Raw genomic sequence first — 21,892 nt, forward strand, 5'->3', positions numbered from 1 at the left:
CCGTCGAACGCCTAGCCCGTCCGCTTACCTGAGGAGTGCCAGGCGGCCAACACCTGCTCCTCTTTCTCCCTGCCAATGCCGATCTCGGCGGCCTGATCGTGGTTGCCGGCCTCGCCGCTCTCCACCATCCAGCGCCAGGTGTCGCGTACGGTCAGGGAGAGCGGCCGGCAGCGCAGGCCGGCTGCCTGCGCCCTGGTCGTGTCGACGCGCCACACGCCGCCGGACGTGCGCCAGAGGGGCAGCTCGGACCACTGCCGTACGCCATGGCTGAGCAACACCTCGTCGGGCACCCAGTCGAAGATGGCGTCAGCCCGGGTCGCGTGGGCGCAGTCCGCCAGTAGTCCTGCGAAGGTGGCGCCACCCATGGGGGCGCAGACGTTGAACGCGCCGGAGGATTCTTCGGTGATGGTGTGGAGTGCGAACGCGGCCAGGTCGCGTACGTCGATCGGCTGGATGGTGCGGTCGGGGGAGCCGGGGGCCAGGACTTCTCCACCGGCAGCCACGCGGCGCAGCCACCACGGCAGGCGGCCGACGTACTCACGCGGACCCAGCACGACACCAGGGCGCAGGATCGTTGTCCGGTCAGCTCCGAATGCGGCGACGGCAGCTGCCTCACAGCCGGCTTTCCGGTAGCCGTACCGGGCCGGTCCGTCCTCAGTGTCGGGGCCGGCGTCAGGCGGACAGTAGAGCACCTCCGACTGCTCGCTGAGGGGCTTCAGCGGCCAGTCTCGGTAGACGCTGACCGTGGACATGAAGACGTAGCGATCGGCGACGGGAGCGAGGGCGCGAGCCACGTCAAGGACATTCCTCGGCACGTAGCCCGAGGTATCGACCACGGCATCCCAAGGGCCAACAGCGGCGAGGGCAGCTACGTCCTCAGGATCGGTCCGGTCACCCCGGATAGGCCGTACGGCTTCCAGAAAGGGATCTGAGGTGCCTCGGTTGAACGTCGTGACCTCCCAGCCAGCATCGATCGCAGCGGTGACGATCGCGTGTCCTATGAACCAGGTTCCGCCGAGCACCAGCAGACGCATACGCCCATCATGCCGAGCAGGGCCGACCGGCCGGTCCAGCTAAGGCTTTCGATCTTGCCGCGCTGATGCTTGCTGCGTCCGTTCGAGGCGGCTGCAGGCGGGCCACCGTAGCTCGCTTGCCCCACGAAAAGGCCCGCGCGAGGCGCTCGAAGGAGGAAAGTGGCTGTGCGCCCGGCAGGATTCGAACCTGCGGCCTTGGGATTAGAAGTCCCCTGCTCTATCCGCTGAGCTACGGGCGCGCCGTGGTATCGCGCGAGAAGGGTACCGCCGCCCCGGCCCCCCGCGGCGGAATGGGTGGCCGGGTCAGCGTCGCACGCGTCGGGGTGTCGCGCACTCGGTTACTCGGGGCTGTCGGCCGTGTTCAGGGCGTCGCATCGGCCTGCGCGGGCTCGCCCACGGCGTCGTCGTCAAGGGCGGCGCGGCGGGGGTCGGGCACGGGCGGGTCGGTCGGCGTCGGTCCGGCGCCCAGGAAGGCGTCGGCCCAGCGTCCGACCTCGGCGAAGACCTTCTCGCGTACGGCGGGGCCGGAGAGGGTCAGGTCGTGCAGGCCGCCGTCGAAGCGGGCCAGGGTGACGTGCGGGCCGAGGCGGGGGGCCCACCGGACCATGTGTTCCACGTCGAGTACGGCGTCGGCCAGGGTGGCCGACTCGTGCCACTTGGTGCCGCGGAAGGAACGGGTGGAGCAGGCGAGCAGCACCGGCACCTGGATGTCGAGTCCGGCCCGCAGGCGGCGTTGACCGGTGCGGACGGCGTTGATCCAGCCGGCCCGCACGGGGAACCCGGCCAGCGGCTTCCAGGCCAGGTCGTACCGCCATTCACCGCGATGGTCGGCGTGCAGGCTCTCGCCGTACACCGTGCCCAGGCTGAACGGGAGGATGCGCTGCGGCGACCGGCGGCCCAGGCGCGCGACGGCGGCCACGAGGGGCCGACGCACCAGCCAGGGGGCGTTGAGGTCGAAGAAGGGGCTGTTGAGGACGATGCCGTCGACCAGGCCGGCGTCGCGGCGGTCGTGCGCCCAGAGCGAGACGATCAGGCCGCCGGTGGAGTGGCCCATGGCCAGCAGGGTGTCGTGCCCGTCCTCATTGCGGATGATCTCGGCGGCGGCGTCCAGTTCGGGGAAGTAGTCGCCGAGGTCGCGGCAGAAGTTGGGGGTCTGGTGCGGCAGCAGACTGCGACCGTACTTGCGCAGGTCGAGGGCGTAAAAATCCCAGCCTCGGGCGGCGAAGAAGTCCGCCACATGGGTCTGGAAGAAGTAGTCGACGAAGCCGTGCACGTACAGCACGGCCCGCCGGCTCGGGCTCTCGGCCCGGCGGCGGACCAGGGTGGCGACCACCCGGCCCTCATCGTCGTTGCCCAGGTCGATGACGTGCCGCTCGTACGGCGGTCCCAGCAGATCCGGTTCCACATCGCCGACGGTACGCCGCCCCACCTACCGAGTGGTAGCCCCGTCCGCCCACGGCTGACGGACGGGGCTCACCTCGGGCTTTCCGAAGGGCGCCGGGGCGACCGTCTCACCTCTCGTCGGTCGTCGTCCCCGCCTCGATCAACTCCTCGCCCTCGACCGGGGTGTCCGGGCCGGGCGGGGTGGTGACCCGCAGGTGCTTGTTGTTGCGCGGCTCCTGCCGGGTCTTGGCGTCGTTGAGCTTGCGGCGCAGGTCGTCGCGGACGTCGTGGAGCGCGGCGCGCAGGTCCTCCTCCGAGGAGGTGGTGACGATCTTCTCGCGGCCCGCGATCCGGCACTCCAGGGTGACCCGCTGGCCCCGCGCCTCCCGGTTCTTGATCGACAACTCCAGGTCGGTGGCGTCGGCGTGGAAGCCGGCCAGCCGGGCGTCGAGGGTGGCGAACTCTTCGGCGATCCAGTCCCGGTCGGCCTGCGAGAAGCCGGCGTTGAGCCGCAGGCACTGCGCCACGGTGGCCGGGTTGGCGGTCATCGCCGCACCTCACCGTGGACGCGGGTGCAACGGCTGATGGTCATCCTCATGATCGCTGACCTTTCGTTCGACGTCGCGGTTGGGGAGATCCCTACCCCGTCGAGAGTCATCCGGAACGTTGGTGCGTCTCGATCATTGCCCGGTCGGGCGGGCGGGTGACAGGGCCGGGTGGCCTACCACACCGGGACCTTGATCAGGCGTTTGTCCACAGGGGTCGTGGCTGTCCACAGATCCTCCGTACGGGGCTGACCGACGGCGGACGGCGGCGCAGGCTCGGTGGCGAGTCGGCTCACGCAGGTGAGCCCCGGACCCCGGTGGAGGGGCGATGTTCGATACCTATGTCACCATCGTCGGCAACGTGCTGACCGCGCCGCAGTGGCGTCGTACGACCCAGAGCAACACCCTGGTGGCCAACTTCAAGGTCGCCTCGACCGCCCGGCGCCTGGACCGGGACAGCGGCCGGTGGGTAGACGGCAACAGTCTGCGGGTACGCGTGAACTGCTGGCGCAAGCTCGCCGAGGGGGTGGCCTCCTCGGTGATGGTCGGCGATCCGGTGGTCGTCTGCGGGCGCCTCTACACCCGGGACTGGACCGACGAGGCCGGCAACCACCGCACCCTCTACGAGTTGGAGGCCGTCGCCGTCGGGCACGACCTGTCCCGGGGGCGGGGTCGCTTCCTGCGTAACCGGCCCAGCCTGAGCACCAGTGCGGTCTCCGACGCCGAGGCCGAGCAGCGGGTGCACGGCGAGCCGACCGAGTCGGTACCGGACGAGGAGGCCCCCGCCCGCTTCGACCAGGGCCCGGTCGACGAGGACTTCGAGGTGCCCGGCTTCGATTCGCCGCGTACCGGACTGTCGGGAACCGGCAGCTACGGCGAGGGCGTCGGCCCCGACGAGGGCGACCTGCTTCCGTCCGATCCGTTCGACGAGCTTGCCGACAGCGAGCAGGCGTCCACCGACGAGTTGGCGCCGTCGCCCCCCGAGGGCGCGGAACCCGAGGCGGATTCGGCGGAGGCGGACGTCGCGATGGCCGGGCGAAGCCGGCGGGGTCGCGGACGGTTGCCGCAGCCAGCCTGACCGCGCTGGTCCGGGTGGTGCACGGCCCGGCGACCCGCGCGGCCAGCGACCTGCGCGCCGGGGCATCTCGGCGCGCGGGCCCCGCCCCGGACCCGTGAACGGGGGAAGCCACGGGCCCGGGGCGGGTGGGTAGTCAAACGTCCCCGGTGGCAACCTGCCTATCCGTGTCGCCGGAGGGTCCGCCCGTGCGAGTCATGGCGCTAGCAGAGGTCGCCGACCACCTCGGCGTATCGCGCCAGCGTGCCGCAATCCTGGTCGACCGACCGGACTTCCCCGCGCCTATCGACACCCTGACCGTTGGCCGGATCTGGGATGCTGCCGACGTGCGCGCCTACGCCGAACGGCGTGGCCGGCGGCTGGCCGACGAAGAGACGCAGTAACTGCATCGGGCTGATCGCCTCTTGTCGACTGCCGGTCGGGCTGTCGTGACCTGGCATCGGGCTAATCGACGTGTCGGGCTCGGTTAGGCTGCCGGCCGGAGGTGGTGTGGTGCGGCACGCGGGTGCGGTGGCCAACGCGGCGGGACTCGTCGCCGGGTACGCGCTGGACGCGTTGCTCGGTGACCCTCGACGCGGGCATCCGGTCGCCGGGTTCGGCCGGGCCGCCGCCGCCCTGGAGCGCCGCCTCTACCGGCCCCACCGGCTGTCCGGTGCCGCCTTCACCGCGCTCGCCGTCGGCGCGCCGGTGCTGGTGGGCGCCGCCGCTGCCTACGCCACCCGACACCGGCCGATCGCCCGCGCGACCCTGGTCGCCGCCGGGACCTGGGTGGTGCTCGGCGGGCGCAGCCTGCGCCACGAGGCGAAGGCGATGGGTCGCGAACTGCGCGCCGGTGACGTGCCGGCCGCCCGGCAACGGCTCGGCAACCTCTGCGGGCGGGACCCCTCGACCCTGGACGAGCCCGAGTTGGCCCGGGCCACGGTCGAGTCGGTGGCGGAGAACACCTCGGATGCCGTGGTGGCCCCCCTGGTCTGGGGTGCGGTGGCCGGGCTGCCGGGGCTGCTCGGCTACCGGGCGGCTAACACCCTGGACGCGATGGTCGGTCACCGCTCAGCCCGGTACGCCCGGTTCGGCACCCCGGCCGCCCGCCTGGACGACCTGCTCAACCTGGTGCCGGCGCGACTGACCGGCCTGCTGACGGTCGCCCTTGCCCCGGTCGGGCACGGCGACCGGCAGCGGGCCTGGCGGGTGTGGCGGCGGGACCGCGCCGACCACCCGAGCCCCAACGCCGGGCAGTGTGAGGCGGCGATGGCCGGGGCCCTGGGCGTACGGCTGGGTGGGCGCAATGTCTACTTCGGTCGCTCGGAGGCGCGTCCCTTCCTCGGTGACGGGCCACGTCCGGAGGCCCGTCACCTGCCCCGGGCCGCCCGGATCTCCGGCGCGGTAGGGCTGGCGGCGCTCGGGCTGGCGGCGGCCTACCCGCTGACGGTCGGCCGGCTGACCGCCGCCGTAGCCCGCCGGGCTGTCGGGGCTAGGGCCGGCCGGGCAGGGCATCGGGGATGACCGGGGGTCTGCTGGTCGCCGGTACGACCTCGGACGCGGGCAAGAGCGTGGTGACCGCCGGCATCTGTCGCTGGCTGCACCGCCAGGGTGTGCGGGTAGCGCCGTTCAAGGCGCAGAACATGTCCAACAACTCCGCCGTGGTCGTCGGTCCGGACGGGCGGGGCGGCGAGATCGGGCGGGCCCAGGCGATGCAGGCGGCGGCCTGCGGACTGGCCCCGGATCTGCGGTTCAACCCGGTGCTGCTCAAGCCGGGCAGCGACCTGTCCAGCCAGGTGGTGCTGCTCGGCGAGGCGGTCGACACGATGACCGCGGACACCTTCCCGGCGCTGCGTCCGCGCCTTGCCGAGACCGCCTACGCCGCGCTGGCCGAGCTGCGGTCGGCGTACGAGGTGGTGGTCTGTGAAGGGGCCGGCAGCCCGGCGGAGATCAACCTGCGGGAGGGTGACTACGTCAACATGGGCCTGGCCCGGCAGGCCGGGCTGCCGACCATCGTGGTCGGTGACATCGACCGGGGTGGGGTGTTCGCCGCCATGTTCGGCACCCTGGCTCTGCTCGATCCCGCCGACCAGGCACTGATCGCCGGTTTCGTGGTCAACAAGTTCCGTGGCGACCGGGGCCTGCTGGAACCGGGGCTGGCGATGCTGGGACAGCTCACCGGACGCCCGACCTACGGCGTGCTGCCCTGGTCGGTGGACCTGTGGTTGGACGCGGAGGACTCCCTCGCCTACGGCCGGGCGCTCGGTCGACCCGCCGCCCCGCACGGCACCGAGTGGCTCGACGTGGCCGTGGTGCGGTTGCCCCGAATCAGCAACGCCACCGACGTCGAGGCCCTGGCGACCGAGCCCGGGGTACGGGTGCGGCTGACCGTCGAGCCGGCCGAGTTGGCCGCCGCCGATCTGATCGTGCTGCCCGGATCCAAGTCGACCGTGGCGGATCTGGCCTGGCTGCGGCAGACCGGCCTGGCCGAGGTGGTCACCGCTCATGTGGCGGCGGGTCGGCCACTGCTGGGCATCTGCGGCGGCTTCCAGATGCTCGCCCGCGCCATCCACGACCCGGTGGAGAGTCGACACGGCACCGTACCCGGCCTGGGTCTGCTCCCCATCGAGATCACCTTCGCTCCCCGCAAGACGGTCCGCCCGGCGGCCGGCACCTTCTCCGATGACCGGCCGGTCCACGGGTACGAAATCCACCACGGGTACGTCTCGGCCGCCGATGCGCAGCTGACTCCGCTGCTGCGGGACCTCGACGGCGCGGGAGAGGGTGCGGCCCACGGGGTCGTGCACGGCACCCACTGGCACGGCGCCTTCGAGTCCGACGAGTTCCGCCGCTGGTTCCTCACCCGGGTGGCCCGCCTCGCCGGGCGTACCGGGTTCCGGGTCGCCCCGGACACCTCCTTCGCCACCGCCCGGGAACGCACCCTCGACCTGCTGGGTGACCTGGTCGAGGAACACCTGGACACGACCGCCCTGTGGCGGCTGATCGAGTCCGGCCCGCCGACCGGCCTCCCGTTCGTCCCGCCAGGAGCACCCCTCGTCGTCCCGCCAGGAGCACCGCTCGCAGGAACGCTGGGCTGACCTCGTACCGGAAAGCCATGACATGATCTTGCCGTGACGTTTCCCAGCCGTCTGCCACGGCGTGCCGTCGTGCTGCTGCCCGCGCTGTTCGGCACCCTGCTGGCCGGTTGCGCCGGCCCCCCGTCGGAGCTGGCCACCCCGCAGCCGTCTCCGCCGACCTATCAACTGGTGGACGAGCTGTGCGCGAAGCTCGACCCGCAGCCGTTGATCGATCTGTATGGCGGCACCACGGCTACCCGGGACTGGCCGTCGCGGGCGGATGATCCGGCGCGTAAATGCGCGCTCGGGGTCATGCAGCGGGATCCGACCGCACTGCACGACCTCACCGTCTTCATGGTGCTCGCCGATTCCCCGCAGGACGCCCGGGAAGCCGTGCCGGAGCAACCGGTACGGGACATCCTCGGCACCTGGCATGAACTGCCGCAACTCGGTGACGGCGCCTGGATATGGCTCATGCCGGTCGAGAAGGAGGAGATCCCCGAGTACGGACCGATGGCGGGCCGGAGGGCGAAGGTGCACGTGGCGCGCGGTGACGCGTACGTCATGGTCGAACTCTTCACGGCCGGACCTGAGGCGCCCGGAGATGCCGAGATGGAGGCGCTGATGGTCGCGTATGTGGAGGAGACGTTGACGCTGATGACGGCCTGAGCAGCCGCCGCGTCGACGCCCGCGCGCCGGACGGCTCAGAGACGTACGTCGGCCGGCTGATCGGAGAAGGGGAGGCCCGCCGCGCGCCAGGCGTCGACTCCGCCGATCATGTCGGTGGCCCGGTGCAGACCGAGGGCGCGCAGGCTGGCGGCGGCGAGGCTGGAGCTGTATCCCTGGCGGCACACCACGACGACCTCGATGTCGTACCCGGTGGCCTCGGGGATGCGCCAGTCGCTGGCCGGGTCGAGCCGCCACTCCAGCACCGTCCGGTCGATCACGAGAACGCCGGGTAGTTCGCCCTGTTCCCGACGTTGGGCGTCGGTACGGGTGTCGATCACGAGCGCGCCGCGGGCCGCGGCCTGCACCGTCTCCTGCGGGGTCAACCGGGTCATGCCCGCGCGGGCCTGCTCCAGCAACGCCTCGACGCCGGGACTCATCACGGAATGGGACACGATCCGATCGTGCCGTCTGGGTAGGCGATTAGCGGCCGGAAGCGGTGTGGGACAACACGAACGGTAACGTTCCTGCCCGTGGTGGTGATCTTCGCGGCGTACGCCGATCTGGCCCGACGGGTGCTGGCCCGGCCGGCCCGGTTGGGGGGTACCCGGTTGGTGGCGATCGACGGTCCCAGCGGGGCGGGCAAGACCGCCTTCGCGGCGCGGCTTGCCGACGCCCTGGCCGCCACCGACGCGGGCCACCCACCGGTGGTGCACACCGACGATCTGCTCGACGGGTGGGACGACCAACTCACCTTCTGGCCCCGCCTGGAGTCCGGCGTGCTGGCCCCGGTCCGGGCCGGTCAGGCCGGCGCCTACCAGCGGTACAGCTGGGTCCGGCAGGGGTTTCTGCCCCACCCGGTGCCGGTGCCGGTGGGGCCGGTGCTGATCGTGGAGGGGGTCAGCGCGGCCCGGGCCGAGGCACAGCCCGACCTGAGCCTGGCGGTCTTCGTCACCGCCCCGCAGCCCCTGCGGCTGACCCGGGCGGTGGCCCGGGACGGCCCGGCCATCCTGCCTGAGCTGCGGCGGTGGCACCTCGGCGAGCAGGAGCACTTCGAGGCCGACCGCACCGTCTCCCGCGCCGACCTGGTGGTCGACGGCGCACCGAGCCTGCCGCACGATCCGGACCGCTACTACCTGGCGGCGGGGTCGACTGCGGGCGGCGGGACCGGAGTCGGTGATGTGGGCGTCGGGGTGCGGTAAGGCCGGAATACGATGCCGGTCATGACCACACCGATCATGACCGAGGCCGAGCTGCACGCCGCCGTGCAGCGGGAACTGCCCGGGGTACGGGCCGACCTGGAACGCCTGGTGTGTATCCCCGGCATCGCCTTCGAAGGGTTCGACCACACCCAGGTGGAACGCTCCGCCGAGGCGGTGGCGCAGCTGCTGCGCGACTGTGGCCTGGAGGTGGACATCGTGCGGGCCGGTGGGCAGCCGGCGGTGATCGGCCGCAAGGCGGCCCCGGCCGGTGCGCCGACGGTCATGCTCTACGCCCACCACGACGTGCAGCCGGTCGGTGATCGGACCCTGTGGGAATCCGACCCCTTCGAGCCGGTGGAGCGCGAGGGACGGCTGTACGGCCGGGGTGCCGCCGACGACAAGGCCGGCATCATGGCCCACATCGCCGCGCTGCGGGCCTTCGGCGACCGGCTGCCGGTAGGGGTGGTGCTGTTCATCGAGGGCGAGGAGGAGTACGGCTCCGACTCCCTCGAACGGCTGCTGGCCGAGCACCGCGACACCCTCGAGTCCGACGTGATCGTGATCGCCGACTCGACCAACTGGGATGTCGGGGTACCGGCGCTGACCACCTCGCTGCGGGGCATCGTCAACTGCTTCGTCGAGGTGCGCACCCTGGAGCACGCCGTGCACAGCGGCATGTTCGGCGGGCCGGTGCCGGACGCCCTGACCACCCTCGTGCGGCTGCTGGCCACCCTGCACGACGACGCCGGCAATGTGGCGGTGCAGGGCCTGACCGGCCGGGAGGGCGCCACGGTCGACTATCCCGAGGACCGGTTCCGCGCCGAGGCCAGCCTGGTCGAGGGGGTGGGCCTGCTGGGTATCGGCAAGATCACCGACCGGCTCTGGACCAAGCCGGCCCTCGCCGTGCTCGGCATCGACGCCCCGGCCACCGCCGAGGCGCCCAACGCCCTGGTCCCGGCGGCCAAGGCGAAGGTGAGCGTACGGCTGGCCCCGGGTGACGACCCCAAGAAGGCGTACGCGGCGCTGCGCGACCACCTGCACCGGTACGCCCCCTGGGGCGCCCAGGTCCAGGTCACCCTCGAACACGACGGGGCGCCCTGCGTCATCGAGGCCAGCGGCCCGATGTTCGACGCGGCGCGGTCGGCCTTCCGGACGGCCTGGGAGGGCACCGATCCGGTGGACATCGGCGTCGGCGGCTCGATCCCCTTCATCGCCACCTTCCAGGAGATGTTCCCCGAGGCGGCGATCCTGGTGACCGGTGTGGAGGATCCCCACGCCCGGGCGCACGGGCCGAACGAGAGCCTGCACCTGGGGGAGTTCGCCCGGGTCTGCCTGGCCGAGGCGTTGTTGCTGGCCAAGGTGGCCGAGGCCGGTTCACGACGCGACCCGTAACTTCCGACGATTGGTGGCCGTTTCCGGTGTGTCGGACGCGGGGCTGTTGTAGCCTCTCGAACATGCGTACGAACGAGGAGATGGCCCGCCTGGGGGCCGCCGTCAGCGCTCTGGGAGACATCGACGTCTCCGCGTGGTCCGAGGACACGCTCAAGGAACAGCTCGCGGAGCTGTCCGCCGCCCTGGTAGCCCTGGACGCCTCGCTGTCCCGCATCGCTGAGGGGGTCCGTGCCCGGGGCCTGCGCGTCGAGGAACCGGTGGCGGCCTGACCGGCGGGTCGGCCGCACCGGCTGAGCGGCGGCTCGGCTGACCGGCGGGTCTGCGGCACCGGCTTCCGGCTGGCGGGCCGGTGGTGAGCGGATTCGTCGCCCCCTGGGGGATCGACGGCGCGGCGATCGGCGGCTGTTGTCGGAGGTGGCTGGCAGGATCGGGGTCGTGCGATTCCTCGACCTGGCCGCCACCTCCGCAGCCGTCGGCGCCACCACCGGCCGACTGGCCAAGGTCGAGTTGCTGGCCGAGGCGTTGCGCCGGCTGGACCCGGTCGAGGTTCCGGCCGGGGCCGGCTGGCTCGCCGGTGAGCTGCGCCAACGGCAGACCGGAGTCGGCTGGGCCGGTCTGCGTGACCTGCCCCCGCCGGCGGCGGAGCCCACCCTGACGGTCGGTGCGGTCGACGCGGCGATCGACGAGATCGCCGCGGTGCACGGCAGCGGATCGCAGGCCCGTCGGCGTGCCCTGGTGCACCGCCTCTACGCGGCGGCGACCGCCGACGAGCAACGGCTGCTGACCGGCCTGTTCCTCGGCGAGCTGCGCCACGGCGCCCAGGCGGGGCTGCTCGCCGACGCGATCGCCCGGGCCGCCGAGGTGCCGGTGACGGCCGTACGCCGGGCCCTGCTGCTCGCCGGTGACCTGCGGGAGGTGGCGGTGGCCGCCCTGGCCGGTGGGTCCGCCGCCCTGGCCGGATTCGGGCTGCGGGTCGGGCGGCCCCTGGCCCCCATGCTGGCGCAGAGTGCCGCGACGGTCGACGAGGCCTTGACCGCCACCGGCCTGCCCGCCGTGGTCGATGTCAAGCTCGACGGCATCCGCATCCAGGTGCACCGCAGCGGGTCGGACATCGCGGTCTACACCCGCAGCCTGGACGAGATCACCACCCGGCTGCCCGCGGTGGTCGAGGCGGTGCGGGCCCTGCCGGCCCGGGAACTGGTCCTCGACGGGGAGGCCATCGGGCTGGACGAGACCGGCCGGCCGCTGCCCTTCCAGCAGACCTCCAGCGCGGCCGCACGGCGCACCACCGGATCAGCCGAAGTCGCCCCGGCGGTGCGCGCTGTCGCCGCCCGCACCGGCGCGGCCGTGCTCACCCCGTACTTCTTCGATCTGCTGCATCTGGACGGGACGGATCTGATCGACCTGCCCGGACGGGAGCGGTGGGCGGCGCTGGGTGACACGGTCGACCCCGCCCTGCTGGTGGGACGGATGGCGGTTACCGGGCCGCAGCAGGCCGGCCAGGCGATGGCCGCCGCCCTGGCCGCCGGTCAGGAGGGTGTCGTGGTCAAGGCACCCGAGGCGCCGTACGAGGCCGGTAGGCGAGGCGCGGCCTGGATCAAGGTCAAGCCCCGGCACACCCTGGACCTGGTCGTGCTGGCCGTCGAGTGGGGCAGTGGCCGACGCACCGGCTGGCTGTCCAACCTGCACCTGGGGGCACGCGATCCGGGTACCGGCGACTTCGTGATGCTCGGCAAGACCTTCAAGGGCCTTACCGACGAGATGCTGCGCTGGCAGACCGAACGCTTCCTGGCCCTGGCGGTCCAGCGGGGGGAGTGGGTGGTCCGGGTCCGCCCCGAACAGGTGGTGGAGATCGCCTTCGACGGGGTGCAGACCAGCACCCGCTATCCCGGCGGCGTGGCGCTGCGCTTCGCCCGGGTGGTGCGCTACCGCGAGGACAAGTCCGCCGCCGAGGCCGACACCATCGACACCGTTCGCGCCATCCGGGCGGGCCGCCCGCCGGCCGGGTAGCCGTAGCGGGCGGTCAGGCGGGGGAGGGGTCGGCGGCGCGGTCGCGGGGCCGGTCGTCGGTCACCCCGGCCAGGCGGCGGGCCTCCCGACGGGCGATCCACCCGAAACCGAAGACGGTCATCCCCCCGAAGATCCACCACTGGACCACGTAGCCCAGGTTCTGCCAGTTGTTGGCGTGCCCCACCGGCACCGCCTTGAACACCGGATCGGCGGCCGGGGTCTGCTCGTCGAGCAGCACGTACCCCCCGTGCAGCGGGTACGGCAGTTGGGGGGCGAGCTGGGGCAGGGAGACCCGGCGGCTCTCCAACCGGCCCTCCCGGCGGGACACCTTGGCGTCCCCGCTCTCGCTGGCGCGTACCCGACCCTCGACGGTGACCTCGCCCGTCGGGGTGGTCGGCAGCACCGGCTGGGCCAGCGCCCCACCCGGGGCGGGCGGGATCCAACCCCGGTTCACCACCACGGCGGTGCCGTCGGTCAGCACCAGCGGGGTGAGCACCTCGAAGCCGACCTTGCTGTCGACCGTACGACCCCGGACGAACACGGTGTTGTCGGTGTCGTACCGGCCGGTCAGGGTGACCCGGGTGAAGGTCCGCTCCTCGGCCGGCGGGGGCCCTACCGTGCCCGGACCCCCGGTGGGGGCGGGCAGGGCGTCCCGCAGCGGCACCGCCGCCATCCGCAGGCCGGCGTCGATCCGCTCGTTGATCGCGGTACGACCCCGGTAGCGGTCCAGTTGCCAGTTGCCCAGCAGCACCATCACCGTGGCGGCGACCAGAGTCAGCGCGAGAATGCCCAGCCAGCGTGGGGTCAGCAGGAACCGGTACACGCCAAGAGGCTACCCGGTCGGCCATCGCCGCCATGCTGCGCGGTGACGCACCGTACCGGTGCCGCGATGGGCGCTAGGGGTGGGAGGTCGGAATGGGAGGGGTACCGGCCGGTGCGTGCCAGTCGTCCGGTTCGGCTATCGTCACGCGGGCGGAGCGCGCCGACGGTCGGCACGCCCGTCCGTACGCGAGGAGTCGATGATGACTGTCGTGCCGCGTCTGGTGCTCAGCGCCCCCTCGTCCGGGCACGGCAAGAACGCGTTGGCGATCGGCCTGCTCGCCGCGCTGGCCGACCGGGGGACCGAGGTGGCAGGCTTCAAGATCGGCCCGGATCAGGTCGACGCGGCCTACCTGGGGCTGGCCTCCGGCCGACCCGGGCGCAACCTGGACGCGCGACTGGTCGGCCTGGAGCGGATCGCCCCGCTGCTGCTGCACGGTGCCGCCGGCACCGGCCTGGCGCTGGTGCAGGGCAGCATGGGCCTGTACGACAGCCTCAGCGGCCGGGGCGACACCGAGTCGACCGCCGCGGTCGCCACCGCCCTGCGCAGCCCGGTGGTGCTGGTGGTCGATGTCGCCGCGATGGGTCAGTCGGTGGCGGCTCTGGTGCACGGCTTCCGGGCGTACGACGAGCAGTTGTGGATCGGCGGGGTGATCCTCAACCGGGTCGCCTCCTCCCGACACGAGGCGTTGCTGCGCGAGGCGCTGGACGACATCGGCATGCCGGTCTACGGGGCCCTGCGTCGGCAGGATCTGCCGGCGGTGTTGCCGTCGCGGCGGCACCAGGTGGGGCCGGTGGTGACCGGCTCCGGGGAGGCCACCCGGGCGGTCCGGCGACTCGGCGAGGCGGTCGCCGCCACGGTCGACCTGGAACGGCTGCTCGGGTTGGCCCGGTCCGCCCCGGCCCTGGGCCTGACGCCCTGGTCACCCCAGCCCGCCGAGGCGCCGCCCTCGGGTACCCCCGGCCCGATCATCGCGGTGGTCGGCGGGCCGGGCGGCACCTACAGCCAGGTCGAGACGATCGAGTTGCTGCGGGCGGCGGGGGCGCAGGTGGTGACGGTCGACCCCTTCGCCGACGAGGCGCTGCCGACCGGTACCGGGGCCCTGGTGGTCGGTGGCGCCCTGCCCGAGTCGTACGTCGAGCAGTTGTCCGCCAACCGGCGGCTCTGCATCGCGGTAGCGGAACTGGCCCGCATCGGGCGGCCGGTGGTCGCCGAAGGGGCCGGCCTGCTGTGGCTGGCCCGGGAGGTGGACGGGCTGCCCATGTGCGGGGTGCTGGACGCGGTCGGCAGCCTCCGCGACGGACTGGTGGTCGGCTACCGGGAGGCCACCGCCCAGAGCGACAGCATCATCACCACCCGGGGTGAGGTGGTCGTGGGGCACAAGGAACACCGGGGGGTGCTGTCCCCCCGGGGTGGCCCGCGCCCGGCCTGGAGTTGGGCCGGTGGCGCCCCGGAGGGATTCGTCTGGCGTGGCGTGCACGCCTCCCAACTGGTCCCGCACTGGGCCGGGTACCCCCACCTGGCGACCCGCCTGGTCACCGCCGCGACCGCCGGCCCACCCGCCGTACCCATGGGCCCTGCCGCCGTGCCCGCTGGCTCGCCCGCCGTACCTGCTGGCCCACCTGCCGTACCTGCTGGCTTGCCTGCGGTGGCTGGCGGACCGCCGGCCGGTTCCGGCGGACCGGCCCTGGTATCCGGCGGGTCGGTGGCGGGGACGGAGGGCCCGGCGCCCGAGTCGGACGCCGGGCCGGTGGTCAGCCCACTATCCGGTCCGATGGTGGGGTGAACTGCCGGACGGGTTGGCCCTTCAGGGCGTCGCGGAGGGTGTTGGCGACCGCGGCGATCGGGATCTGTGACTGGCCGTCACCCACCGCGTTGAACGGGTTGTCCGGGTCGGAGATGAAGCTGGCCGCGGCCAGTTCCGGGGTGTAGCCGACGAACCAGGCCGACCGGGTGCTGTCCGTGGTACCGGTCTTGCCGGCCACCGGGCGCCCCACCGTGCCCCGCACACTGTCCGCGGTCGACCAGCCACCGCAGCCACCCTTGGCCGGGGTGTCACCGGTCGGGCAGCGGGCGGCGTCCGTGGCGGCCCGGGCGGCGTCCGCGCTGACCACCTGGCGGCAGCGGGGCTTGGCCACCTCCCGGGCGATGCCACCGGGAGTCGTGTAGGTGGCCGGGGTGCCGTCCCGGTTGTAGATCGCGGTTACCGGCATCGCCTCGCAGTACCGCCCGTCGGCGGCTACGGCGGCGTACGCGTTGGCCATCTCCAGCGGGGTGGCGTCGGAGACCCCCAGGGTGAAGGCCCCCCACTTGTTGGCCTTCGAGGGGGAGGCGTGGTCGCGGTCCACGTCGGTACGCCAGCGCAGCCCCAACTGCTCGGCCAGCCGCACGGCCCGCTCCGCGCCGACCTGCTCCTCCAGCCAGACGAAGTAGGTGTTGACGGACTTGCCGAATCCGGACCACATGGTCTGCATGCCGCTCATCGCGCCACTGGCGTTGGTCGGTGCCCAGCCGTCGTAGATCTCCGACTGGTACCGGTGCGGTGCGTTGAAGGCGGTGTTCAGGGTCATGCCGGCGTCCAGCGCGGCCAGCATGGGGAACATCTTGAAGGTCGATCCGGCCTGGTAGCCGGGCAGGTCGCCGCCGCCCATCAGGGGTGCGACCGTGTTCGGATAGTTGGCCCGTACCTTCGGGCCCGCCTCCGGGTTGGAGCTCAGCGGGTTCTCGTCCACCTGCAACGAGTATCTGCGGTTCACCGCCATCGCCTTGATCCGCCCGGTGCCCGGTTCGGCCAGCACGATGCCGTTGGCGAAGGGGCTGCCGGTGTTGCCCTTGGTGCCGACGTTGTCCTCGGCCGCCGACTGGATCTTCGGGTCCATGCTGAGCACGATCCGATAGCCGCCCCGTCGTAGCTTGTCCAGGCGCTCCAGCCGGTTGTCTCCGAAGGCCGGCTGAGCACTCCACCAGTTCTTCAGGTAGTCGCAGAGGAAGCCCCAGCTGTTCCACTTCTCCGGCACGGAGGCGCAGTCGTTCGGCGGGTAGGTCAGCCGCAGCCGGATCGGCTCGCTCTTCGCCGCCTGCACCGAGTCCGGGGACAGGTAGCCCAGCCGGGCCATGTTGTCCAGCACGTAGTTGCGCCGGGCGGTGGCCTCCTTCTGGTCCGAGCTGGCCGGGTCGTACTGGGAGGGGGACTTCACCAGGCCGGCCAGGGTGGCCGCCTCGACCGGGGTGAGTTCCTTAGGGGTCTTGGAGAAGAAGATCTCGCTGGCGGCGTAGATGCCGTACGCCCGGTGCCCGAAGTACGCCGAGTTGAGGTAGCGCTCCAGGATGTCCTCCTTGCTCAGCTCCTTCTCCAGGTCGACCGCCATCCGCATCTCCTTGACCTTGCGGACCGGGGTCTGGGCGGTGGCCTCCTGCACCTCCTTGGGAGTGCTCGCGCTGTCCCGCAGCGCCATCCGGACGTACTGCATGGTCAGGGTCGAGGCACCCTGGGACACCCCGCTGGAGCGGGCGTTCGCCACGAAGGCGCGGGCCACCCCCTTGGGGTCGACGCCGTGGTGCCGGTAGAAGCGGTTGTCCTCGGCCGACACGATCGCCTGCTGCATGTGCGGCGAGATGTCCGACAGCTTGGTGTACTGCCGGTACTCCTCGAAGAACATGGTCAGCACGGTCTTGCCGTCGGGCGCGTAGAGGTAGGAGGTCTCGGCGGGCAGGGCGGTGGTCAGCAGTCTGGTCTTGTTCTCCACGGCGTGCGCGGTCGCCTTGGCCCCGACACCGGTCAGGGCGACCACGGGGTACGCCACGGCGGCGACGACGAGGCCGGCGATCAGCCCGGCACGGAGCAGGGGAACGAAACGACCAGCGGCAGCAAGGGGTCGATTGCTCACACCGATAAGTTATGACATTTCCGAATCATCCATGAGAAATACTCATGAAGTGATCGGTGGTGATGCGGTGGTGATGCGGCCCACCCCTCGGGTTGCTGTCCCCGGTGCCGCCTTCCCGGCAGGATCGCGGACATGCACGCACCCCTGATTCCGGCCACCGAGCCGGACCTCACCCATCACGGTGACGCGGAGGTGGGTGCCGGGCTGGTCGACCTGGCCGTCAACGTACGGCGGGCGCCGATGCCGAGCTGGCTGGCCGAACCGATCACGGCGACCCTGACCGACCTGGCCGCGTACCCGGATCCTGGCCCGGCCCGGGCCGCGGTAGCCGCCCGGCACGGTAGGCCCCCGGAGGAGGTACTGCTGACCGCCGGTGCCGCCGAGGGGTTCGTGCTGATCGCCCAGGCGCTGCGCGGCATCCGTCGACCGGTGGTGGTGCACCCCCAGTTCACCGAGCCGGAGGCCGCCCTGCGGGCCGCCGGACACCAGGTGCAGCGGGTACTGCTGGACCCGGCGGACGACTTCCGGCTGGATCCCGACCGGATCCCCGCCGACGCCGACCTGGTCATGATCGGCAATCCCACCAACCCCACCTCGGTGCTGCATCCCGCCGCCGACCTGGCCGGCCTGGCCCGGCCCGGTCGGGTGCTGGTGGTCGACGAGGCCTTCGCCGACACCACGGCCGCGCCCGGACACCACGGCGAGCCCGAATCCCTGGCGGCCCGCCGCGACCTTCCCGGGCTGCTGGTCGTGCGCAGCCTCACCAAGACCTGGGGGCTGGCCGGGCTGCGGATCGGCTACCTGCTCGGCCCGGCGGACCTGTTGCGCCGACTGGCCGCCGTACAACCCCTCTGGGCGGTCTCCACCCCCGCCCTGGCCGCCGCGACCGCCTGCGCCGGCCCCACCGCGGTCCAGGCCGAGCGCGCCATCGCCGCGCAACTGGCCGCCGACCGCGACCACCTGGTGACCCGCCTGTCGGCCCTGCCCGGGGTACGCGTGGTCGGGCGACCGACCAGCGCCTTCGTACTGATCCATCGGCCGGGCGCGGACCGGCTCCGCGCCGTCCTACGCGATCATGGCTGGGCGGTACGCCGAGGAGACACCTTTCCCGGGCTCGGCCCGGACTGGCTGCGGATCGCGGTGCGGGACCGGGCCTGCACGGACGCGTTCATCGAGGTACTGGCGAAATTTCTGGAGGCATGATGCTGGAGACCACGATCGCGGCGATCGGCCCGCTCGACGAGGCGGCGATGAGCACGGCACGGCAGTTGCAGGCCCGGCTGACCAAACCCGCCGGCTCGCTCGGCCTCCTGGAGGAGCTGTCCGTACGCCTGGCCGGTCTGGCCGGCACCTGCCCGCCGCCGCTGCCCAGCCCGGCGGCCGTGGCCATCTTCGCCGGTGACCACGGGGTGCACGCCCAGCAGGTGACCCCCTGGCCGCAGGAGGTCACCGTCCAGATGGTCGGCAACTTCCTGGCCGGAGGTGCGGTCGTCAACGCCTTCGCCCGCCAAGCCGACGCCACGGTCACCGTGGTCGACGTCGGGGTGGCCACCCCCCTGCCCACCCCCGACGACATGCCGCGGCTGGTCGACGTGCCGCGGCTGGTCGAGGCCAATGTCCGGCGGGGTACCCGGGACATGACCGTCACCGCCGCGCTCACCCGGGACGAGGCGCGGTCCGCCGTAGCGGTCGGCATCCGGATCGCCGGGGAGCTGATCGACTCCGGGGCGGCCCTGTTGATCACCGGGGACATGGGGATCGCCAACACCACCCCGGCCGCCGCGCTGATCGCCGCCTTCACCGGAGTCGACGCCGCCGAGGCCACCGGGCGGGGCACCGGCATCGACGACCCCACCTACCAGCACAAGATCGAAGTGGTCCGGGCGGCACTGGCCCGGCACACACCCGACCCGACAGATCCCCTCGGGGTGCTGGCCGCCGTGGGTGGACTGGAACACGCCGCGCTGACCGGGCTGCTCCTCGGCGCCGCCGCGCGACGCGTACCCGTGCTGTTGGACGGGGTCATCGCGGTCTCCGCCGCGCTGGCCGCCGCGGCCCTCGCCCCGGAGGCGGTCGGCGCGATGATCGCCGGGCACCGCTCCGCCGAGCCCGGGGCCACCGTAGCCCTGCAGCGACTCGGCCTCACCCCGCTGATCGACCTCGGCCTGCGCCTCGGCGAGGGCACCGGCGCCCTGCTGGCCCTGCCCATGGTCACCGGCGCCGTGCGGGTACTGCACGAGGTCGCCACCTTCGACTCAGCCGGCGTGACCGAGAAGTGAGCAATCCGTACCCCCTCGGGCTTCGACTGGCCGGCCTGCGGGTCGTCATGGTGGGCGGGGGAGCCGTGGCCACCCGGCGGGTACCGGCCCTGCTCGACGCGGGCGCCGAACTCCTGCTGGTCGCACCGGAGATCACCCCGGCGCTGCGGGCCCACGCCGACGCCGGCCGACTGCGCTGGATCCCCCGCCCGTTCGACCCCGAGGACCTGGAAGGCGCCTGGCTGGTCCACGTCGCCATCGACGACCCGCAGGCCGCCGCCGCCGTCAGCGCCGCCGCAGCCCAGCGCCGCATCTTCTGCGTACGCGCCGACGACCGGGAGGCGGCCACCGCCTGGACCCCGGCGGTGACCCGACACGGCCCGGTAACCGTGGCCGTCCTCGGTGGCGGCGACCCCCGCCGCGCCATGACCATCCGCGACGCCATCCGCCCCCTCCTGCGCGAAAGTGAAAGGAAGGGCCCCCTGTTAACGGATTCGGTAGAGCAGGGGTCCCCTGTTAACACCGAGGCCGGGTCACCTGGGCGAGTTGCTCTGGTGGGGGCCGGGCCGGGGGACCCGGAGTTGATCACCCTCCGGGGTTGGCGGTTGCTCACCGAGGCCGACGTGGTGGTCGCCGACCGGCTGGTGCCCGGCCTGCTCCTCGACGAACTGCGTACCGGCGTGGAACTGGTGGACGCCTCGAAGATCCCCTACGGCCCGGCCCGCGCCCAGGAGGAGATCAACCGGATCCTGGTGGACCGGGCGTTGGCCGGTGCCTTCGTGGTCCGCCTCAAGGGCGGTGACCCGTACGTCTTCGGACGCGGCGGGGAGGAGTTGCTGGCCTGCGCGGAAGCTGGCGTACCGGTGACCGTGGTACCGGGGGTGACCAGTTCCGTCGCCGCCCCGGCGGCGGCCGGGATCCCGGTCACCCACCGGGGAGTGGCGCACGAGTTCACCGTGGTCTCCGGGCACGTAGCGCCCGACTCGGCGGCCTCGCTGGTGCGCTGGGAGGCGCTGGCCGCCCTGCGCGGCACCCTGGTGATCCTGATGGGGCTGAAGAACCTATCGGCGATCACGGCCACTCTGCTTCAACACGGGCGACCGGCGGACACCCCGGCGGCAGTGGTCCAGGAGGCCACCACCGGGGGGCAGCGAACCCTGCGGTCGACGCTAGGTTCGGTGGCAGAGGACGTGGCGGCTGCGGGGGTACGGCCGCCGGCGGTCGTGGTGGTGGGGGATGTGGTCGGCGTTCTTCCCCTCCTTTGATCGTCCCTGGGGTGAATTGTGCTCGGCTCTGCGGCTTTGTTCTTGGGTGGTTGCGGTTTGGGCTGGGGCGACCGTGCCCGGCTTCGGGCGGTCAGGCTTGATCCCTACGCCGGGCACGGTCGCCCCAGCCTGACCTGGTCGGCCTTCGTTGATCCTGCCGGCGCGTTCGGGGGTCTGGGTCCCTGCTTGCCGCTGGCGGCGGATGCTCCCGCCTCCTGTTGAGCCTCTGAGTGCTGCTGGTCGCACGGATGGGATCGAGTTCATCGCCGGACTGCCCTGGTAGAGGGTGCAGACGGCCGTTGGCCGGCACCCGAACCTCGGGTGCCGGCCAACGGTTTCCTGCTCCCCCTGTGGAGGAATGTCTGTCGGGGTCAGCTGTTCCAGTGTTGGGCTACCAGGTCGGCGGCCTGCTGTTCCCACTGGGCGTAGTGGTCGGGGTAGGCCGAGACCTGGACGGTCTGGGCTGCCTTGGTCAGGGGCATGTCCTGCCAGCCGTCGACCTGCTTGAGGCCCTTGAGGAAGGCGGTGGTGGAGTACTCGGGGTCGGTGATCTGCTCGACCGTGCCCCAGCCGCTGGAGGGGCGCTGCTGGAACAGGCCCTGGGAGTCGTGGTCGTTGCGGTCGCCGAGGTGGCCCAGGTTCTCCAGCTTGGATTCCTGCAGGGCGGTGGCGATGGAGACGACGGCGGCGCGTTCGTCCATGCCGTTCTTCTTGGTGGCGGCGATGATCGCCTTGGTGTTGGCGATCTGCTCGTCGTTCAGGTCGATGCGGGACTGGGCGCCCTGCACACCGTGGGGGATCAGCTTGCCGGCGTCGGGCTTGTCGGCCTTCGGCTTGTCGGCCTGCACGGCGGCCACCGGGTTCGACTTCACCGCAGTGGCGTCCGTGTGCCCGGCAACGGGACCGGCGAACACACCACCGGCCAGGGCCACACCGGCAATACCGAGCACGCTGTTACGGAAGATCGAGTTCATGATGAAGCTCCATTCGGGGGTTGGCGCACCCGCCGAGGGGGATCGGCACGGGGTACGCAAGCACCGTCCGGCGCTCAAAGAAGAGTGGGGGAAGTCCGCGACGTACCGGGGGAGCGGCTGCGCGTCGTCGGAAGCAACTACAACCGGTGACCGGGGGCGGTGATTCCCGGGGGCGGATCACACCTGACCATTGGCGGTCACGGCGCCCTGCTCGGTCAGCCACCCGATACAACGCCATCCGGCGGAGCCACATTCCGGCCCGCACCCGCCCGGCTCAAGCCCGGCGCCTTCCTCGGTCGTCCAGGCGAGTACAACGCCCCGCAGG

The 21,892-nt window shown here is 72.4% G+C and carries 19 protein-coding genes, 1 tRNA gene and 1 pseudogene; 13 read left to right on the forward strand and 8 right to left on the reverse strand.

The genetic code is table 11. The features are described from left to right. Positions 1-11: 11 nt before the first annotated feature. The 4 genes from OIE53_RS28010 to OIE53_RS28025 form a co-directional block, all read right to left on the reverse strand. A complete protein-coding gene (locus OIE53_RS28010; protein WP_327024428.1) occupies positions 12-1,034 on the reverse strand; it encodes an NAD-dependent epimerase/dehydratase family protein in 1,023 nt (340 codons plus the stop codon). Between the two features lie 166 nt (positions 1,035-1,200). Continuing rightward, a tRNA-Arg gene (locus tag OIE53_RS28015) sits at positions 1,201-1,273 on the reverse strand. A 122-nt stretch (positions 1,274-1,395) separates the two neighbouring features. After that, entirely contained in the window at positions 1,396-2,439 is a 1,044-nt protein-coding gene (locus OIE53_RS28020) for an alpha/beta hydrolase (protein WP_327027461.1), read from the reverse strand. Between the two features lie 106 nt (positions 2,440-2,545). Continuing rightward, on the reverse strand, positions 2,546-2,965 hold the full coding sequence (locus OIE53_RS28025) for an HPF/RaiA family ribosome-associated protein (RefSeq protein WP_327024429.1): 420 nt from the start codon (positions 2,963-2,965) through the stop codon (positions 2,546-2,548). Positions 2,966-3,290: 325 nt separating this feature from the next. Between OIE53_RS28025 and OIE53_RS28030 the strand changes: the two genes are divergently transcribed. The 5 genes from OIE53_RS28030 to OIE53_RS28050 all read left to right on the forward strand — a co-directional run bounded on the left by OIE53_RS28030 (position 3,291) and on the right by OIE53_RS28050 (position 7,762). Beyond that, entirely contained in the window at positions 3,291-4,040 is a 750-nt protein-coding gene (locus OIE53_RS28030) for a single-stranded DNA-binding protein (RefSeq protein ID WP_327024430.1), read from the forward strand. 194 nt (positions 4,041-4,234) lie between these two features. Continuing rightward, a complete protein-coding gene (locus OIE53_RS28035; RefSeq protein WP_327024431.1) occupies positions 4,235-4,420 on the forward strand; it encodes a helix-turn-helix transcriptional regulator in 186 nt (61 codons plus the stop codon). Between the two features lie 109 nt (positions 4,421-4,529). Next, positions 4,530-5,540: a cobalamin biosynthesis protein gene (locus OIE53_RS28040; RefSeq protein WP_327024432.1), complete on the forward strand. Its 1,011-nt coding sequence runs from the start codon at positions 4,530-4,532 to the stop codon at positions 5,538-5,540. Next, positions 5,537-7,114 (forward strand): cobyric acid synthase, encoded by a 1,578-nt coding sequence (locus OIE53_RS28045; RefSeq protein ID WP_327024433.1) that lies wholly within the window; start codon positions 5,537-5,539, stop codon positions 7,112-7,114. Before OIE53_RS28040 ends, OIE53_RS28045 begins: the two co-directional genes overlap by 4 nt. A gap of 33 nt (positions 7,115-7,147) precedes the next feature. After that, the gene (locus OIE53_RS28050) at positions 7,148-7,762 is read left to right on the forward strand and encodes a hypothetical protein (RefSeq protein ID WP_327024434.1); all 615 of its coding nucleotides are present in this window, start codon (positions 7,148-7,150) and stop codon (positions 7,760-7,762) included. A gap of 35 nt (positions 7,763-7,797) precedes the next feature. Here OIE53_RS28050 and OIE53_RS28055 read toward each other — a convergent pair whose 3' ends face one another. Continuing rightward, complete coding sequence (locus OIE53_RS28055) at positions 7,798-8,199, reverse strand: rhodanese-like domain-containing protein (protein WP_327027462.1); 402 nt, start codon at positions 8,197-8,199, stop codon at positions 7,798-7,800. On the opposite strand from OIE53_RS28055, the pseudogene OIE53_RS28060 reads away from it, so the two are divergent. The 4 genes and pseudogenes from OIE53_RS28060 to OIE53_RS28075 all read left to right on the forward strand — a co-directional run. Then, positions 8,134-9,005, forward strand: a pseudogene (locus OIE53_RS28060) (hypothetical protein); the annotation flags it as partial. The gene OIE53_RS28055 and the pseudogene OIE53_RS28060 sit on opposite strands and share 66 nt — an antisense overlap. Next, positions 8,983-10,353: a dipeptidase gene (locus tag OIE53_RS28065; RefSeq protein ID WP_327024435.1), complete on the forward strand. Its 1,371-nt coding sequence runs from the start codon at positions 8,983-8,985 to the stop codon at positions 10,351-10,353. The pseudogene OIE53_RS28060 and the gene OIE53_RS28065, both read left to right, overlap by 23 nt. 62 nt (positions 10,354-10,415) lie before the next feature. Next, positions 10,416-10,622, forward strand: a complete 207-nt coding sequence (locus OIE53_RS28070; protein ID WP_327024436.1) for a hypothetical protein — start codon at positions 10,416-10,418, stop codon at positions 10,620-10,622. Positions 10,623-10,788: 166 nt separating this feature from the next. Beyond that, positions 10,789-12,363 (forward strand): ATP-dependent DNA ligase, encoded by a 1,575-nt coding sequence (locus OIE53_RS28075; protein ID WP_327024437.1) that lies wholly within the window; start codon positions 10,789-10,791, stop codon positions 12,361-12,363. Between the two features lie 13 nt (positions 12,364-12,376). Here OIE53_RS28075 and OIE53_RS28080 read toward each other — a convergent pair whose 3' ends face one another. Further along, the gene (locus tag OIE53_RS28080; protein WP_327024438.1) at positions 12,377-13,186 is read right to left on the reverse strand and encodes an SURF1 family cytochrome oxidase biogenesis protein; all 810 of its coding nucleotides are present in this window, start codon (positions 13,184-13,186) and stop codon (positions 12,377-12,379) included. Positions 13,187-13,385: 199 nt separating this feature from the next. On the opposite strand from OIE53_RS28080, the gene OIE53_RS28085 reads away from it, so the two are divergent. Further along, complete coding sequence (locus OIE53_RS28085) at positions 13,386-14,969, forward strand: cobyrinate a,c-diamide synthase (RefSeq protein ID WP_327024439.1); 1,584 nt, start codon at positions 13,386-13,388, stop codon at positions 14,967-14,969. On the opposite strand, the gene OIE53_RS28090 is transcribed toward OIE53_RS28085, so the two are convergent. Beyond that, complete coding sequence (locus tag OIE53_RS28090) at positions 14,938-17,070, reverse strand: transglycosylase domain-containing protein (RefSeq protein ID WP_327024441.1); 2,133 nt, start codon at positions 17,068-17,070, stop codon at positions 14,938-14,940. The genes OIE53_RS28085 and OIE53_RS28090 overlap by 32 nt on opposite strands. A 132-nt stretch (positions 17,071-17,202) precedes the next feature. On the opposite strand from OIE53_RS28090, the gene cobC reads away from it, so the two are divergent. Genes cobC through cobA form a run of 3 tightly spaced genes read left to right on the forward strand, consistent with a single transcriptional unit; the run spans position 17,203 to position 20,593 of the window. Further along, positions 17,203-18,273 (forward strand): Rv2231c family pyridoxal phosphate-dependent protein CobC, encoded by a 1,071-nt coding sequence (cobC, locus tag OIE53_RS28095; RefSeq protein WP_327024442.1) that lies wholly within the window; start codon positions 17,203-17,205, stop codon positions 18,271-18,273. Next, a complete protein-coding gene (gene cobT, locus OIE53_RS28100) occupies positions 18,273-19,349 on the forward strand; it encodes a nicotinate-nucleotide--dimethylbenzimidazole phosphoribosyltransferase (protein WP_327024443.1) in 1,077 nt (358 codons plus the stop codon). The genes cobC and cobT overlap by 1 nt, the downstream gene beginning before the upstream one ends. A gap of 47 nt (positions 19,350-19,396) precedes the next feature. Beyond that, entirely contained in the window at positions 19,397-20,593 is a 1,197-nt protein-coding gene (gene cobA / locus OIE53_RS28105) for a uroporphyrinogen-III C-methyltransferase (RefSeq protein ID WP_327027463.1), read from the forward strand. A gap of 371 nt (positions 20,594-20,964) precedes the next feature. Here cobA and OIE53_RS28110 read toward each other — a convergent pair whose 3' ends face one another. Beyond that, a complete protein-coding gene (locus tag OIE53_RS28110; protein ID WP_327024444.1) occupies positions 20,965-21,567 on the reverse strand; it encodes a hypothetical protein in 603 nt (200 codons plus the stop codon). Positions 21,568-21,892 lie beyond the last annotated feature (325 nt).

Source organism: Micromonospora sp. NBC_01739 (genome assembly GCF_035920385.1).
GTDB lineage: Bacteria > Actinomycetota > Actinomycetes > Mycobacteriales > Micromonosporaceae > Micromonospora.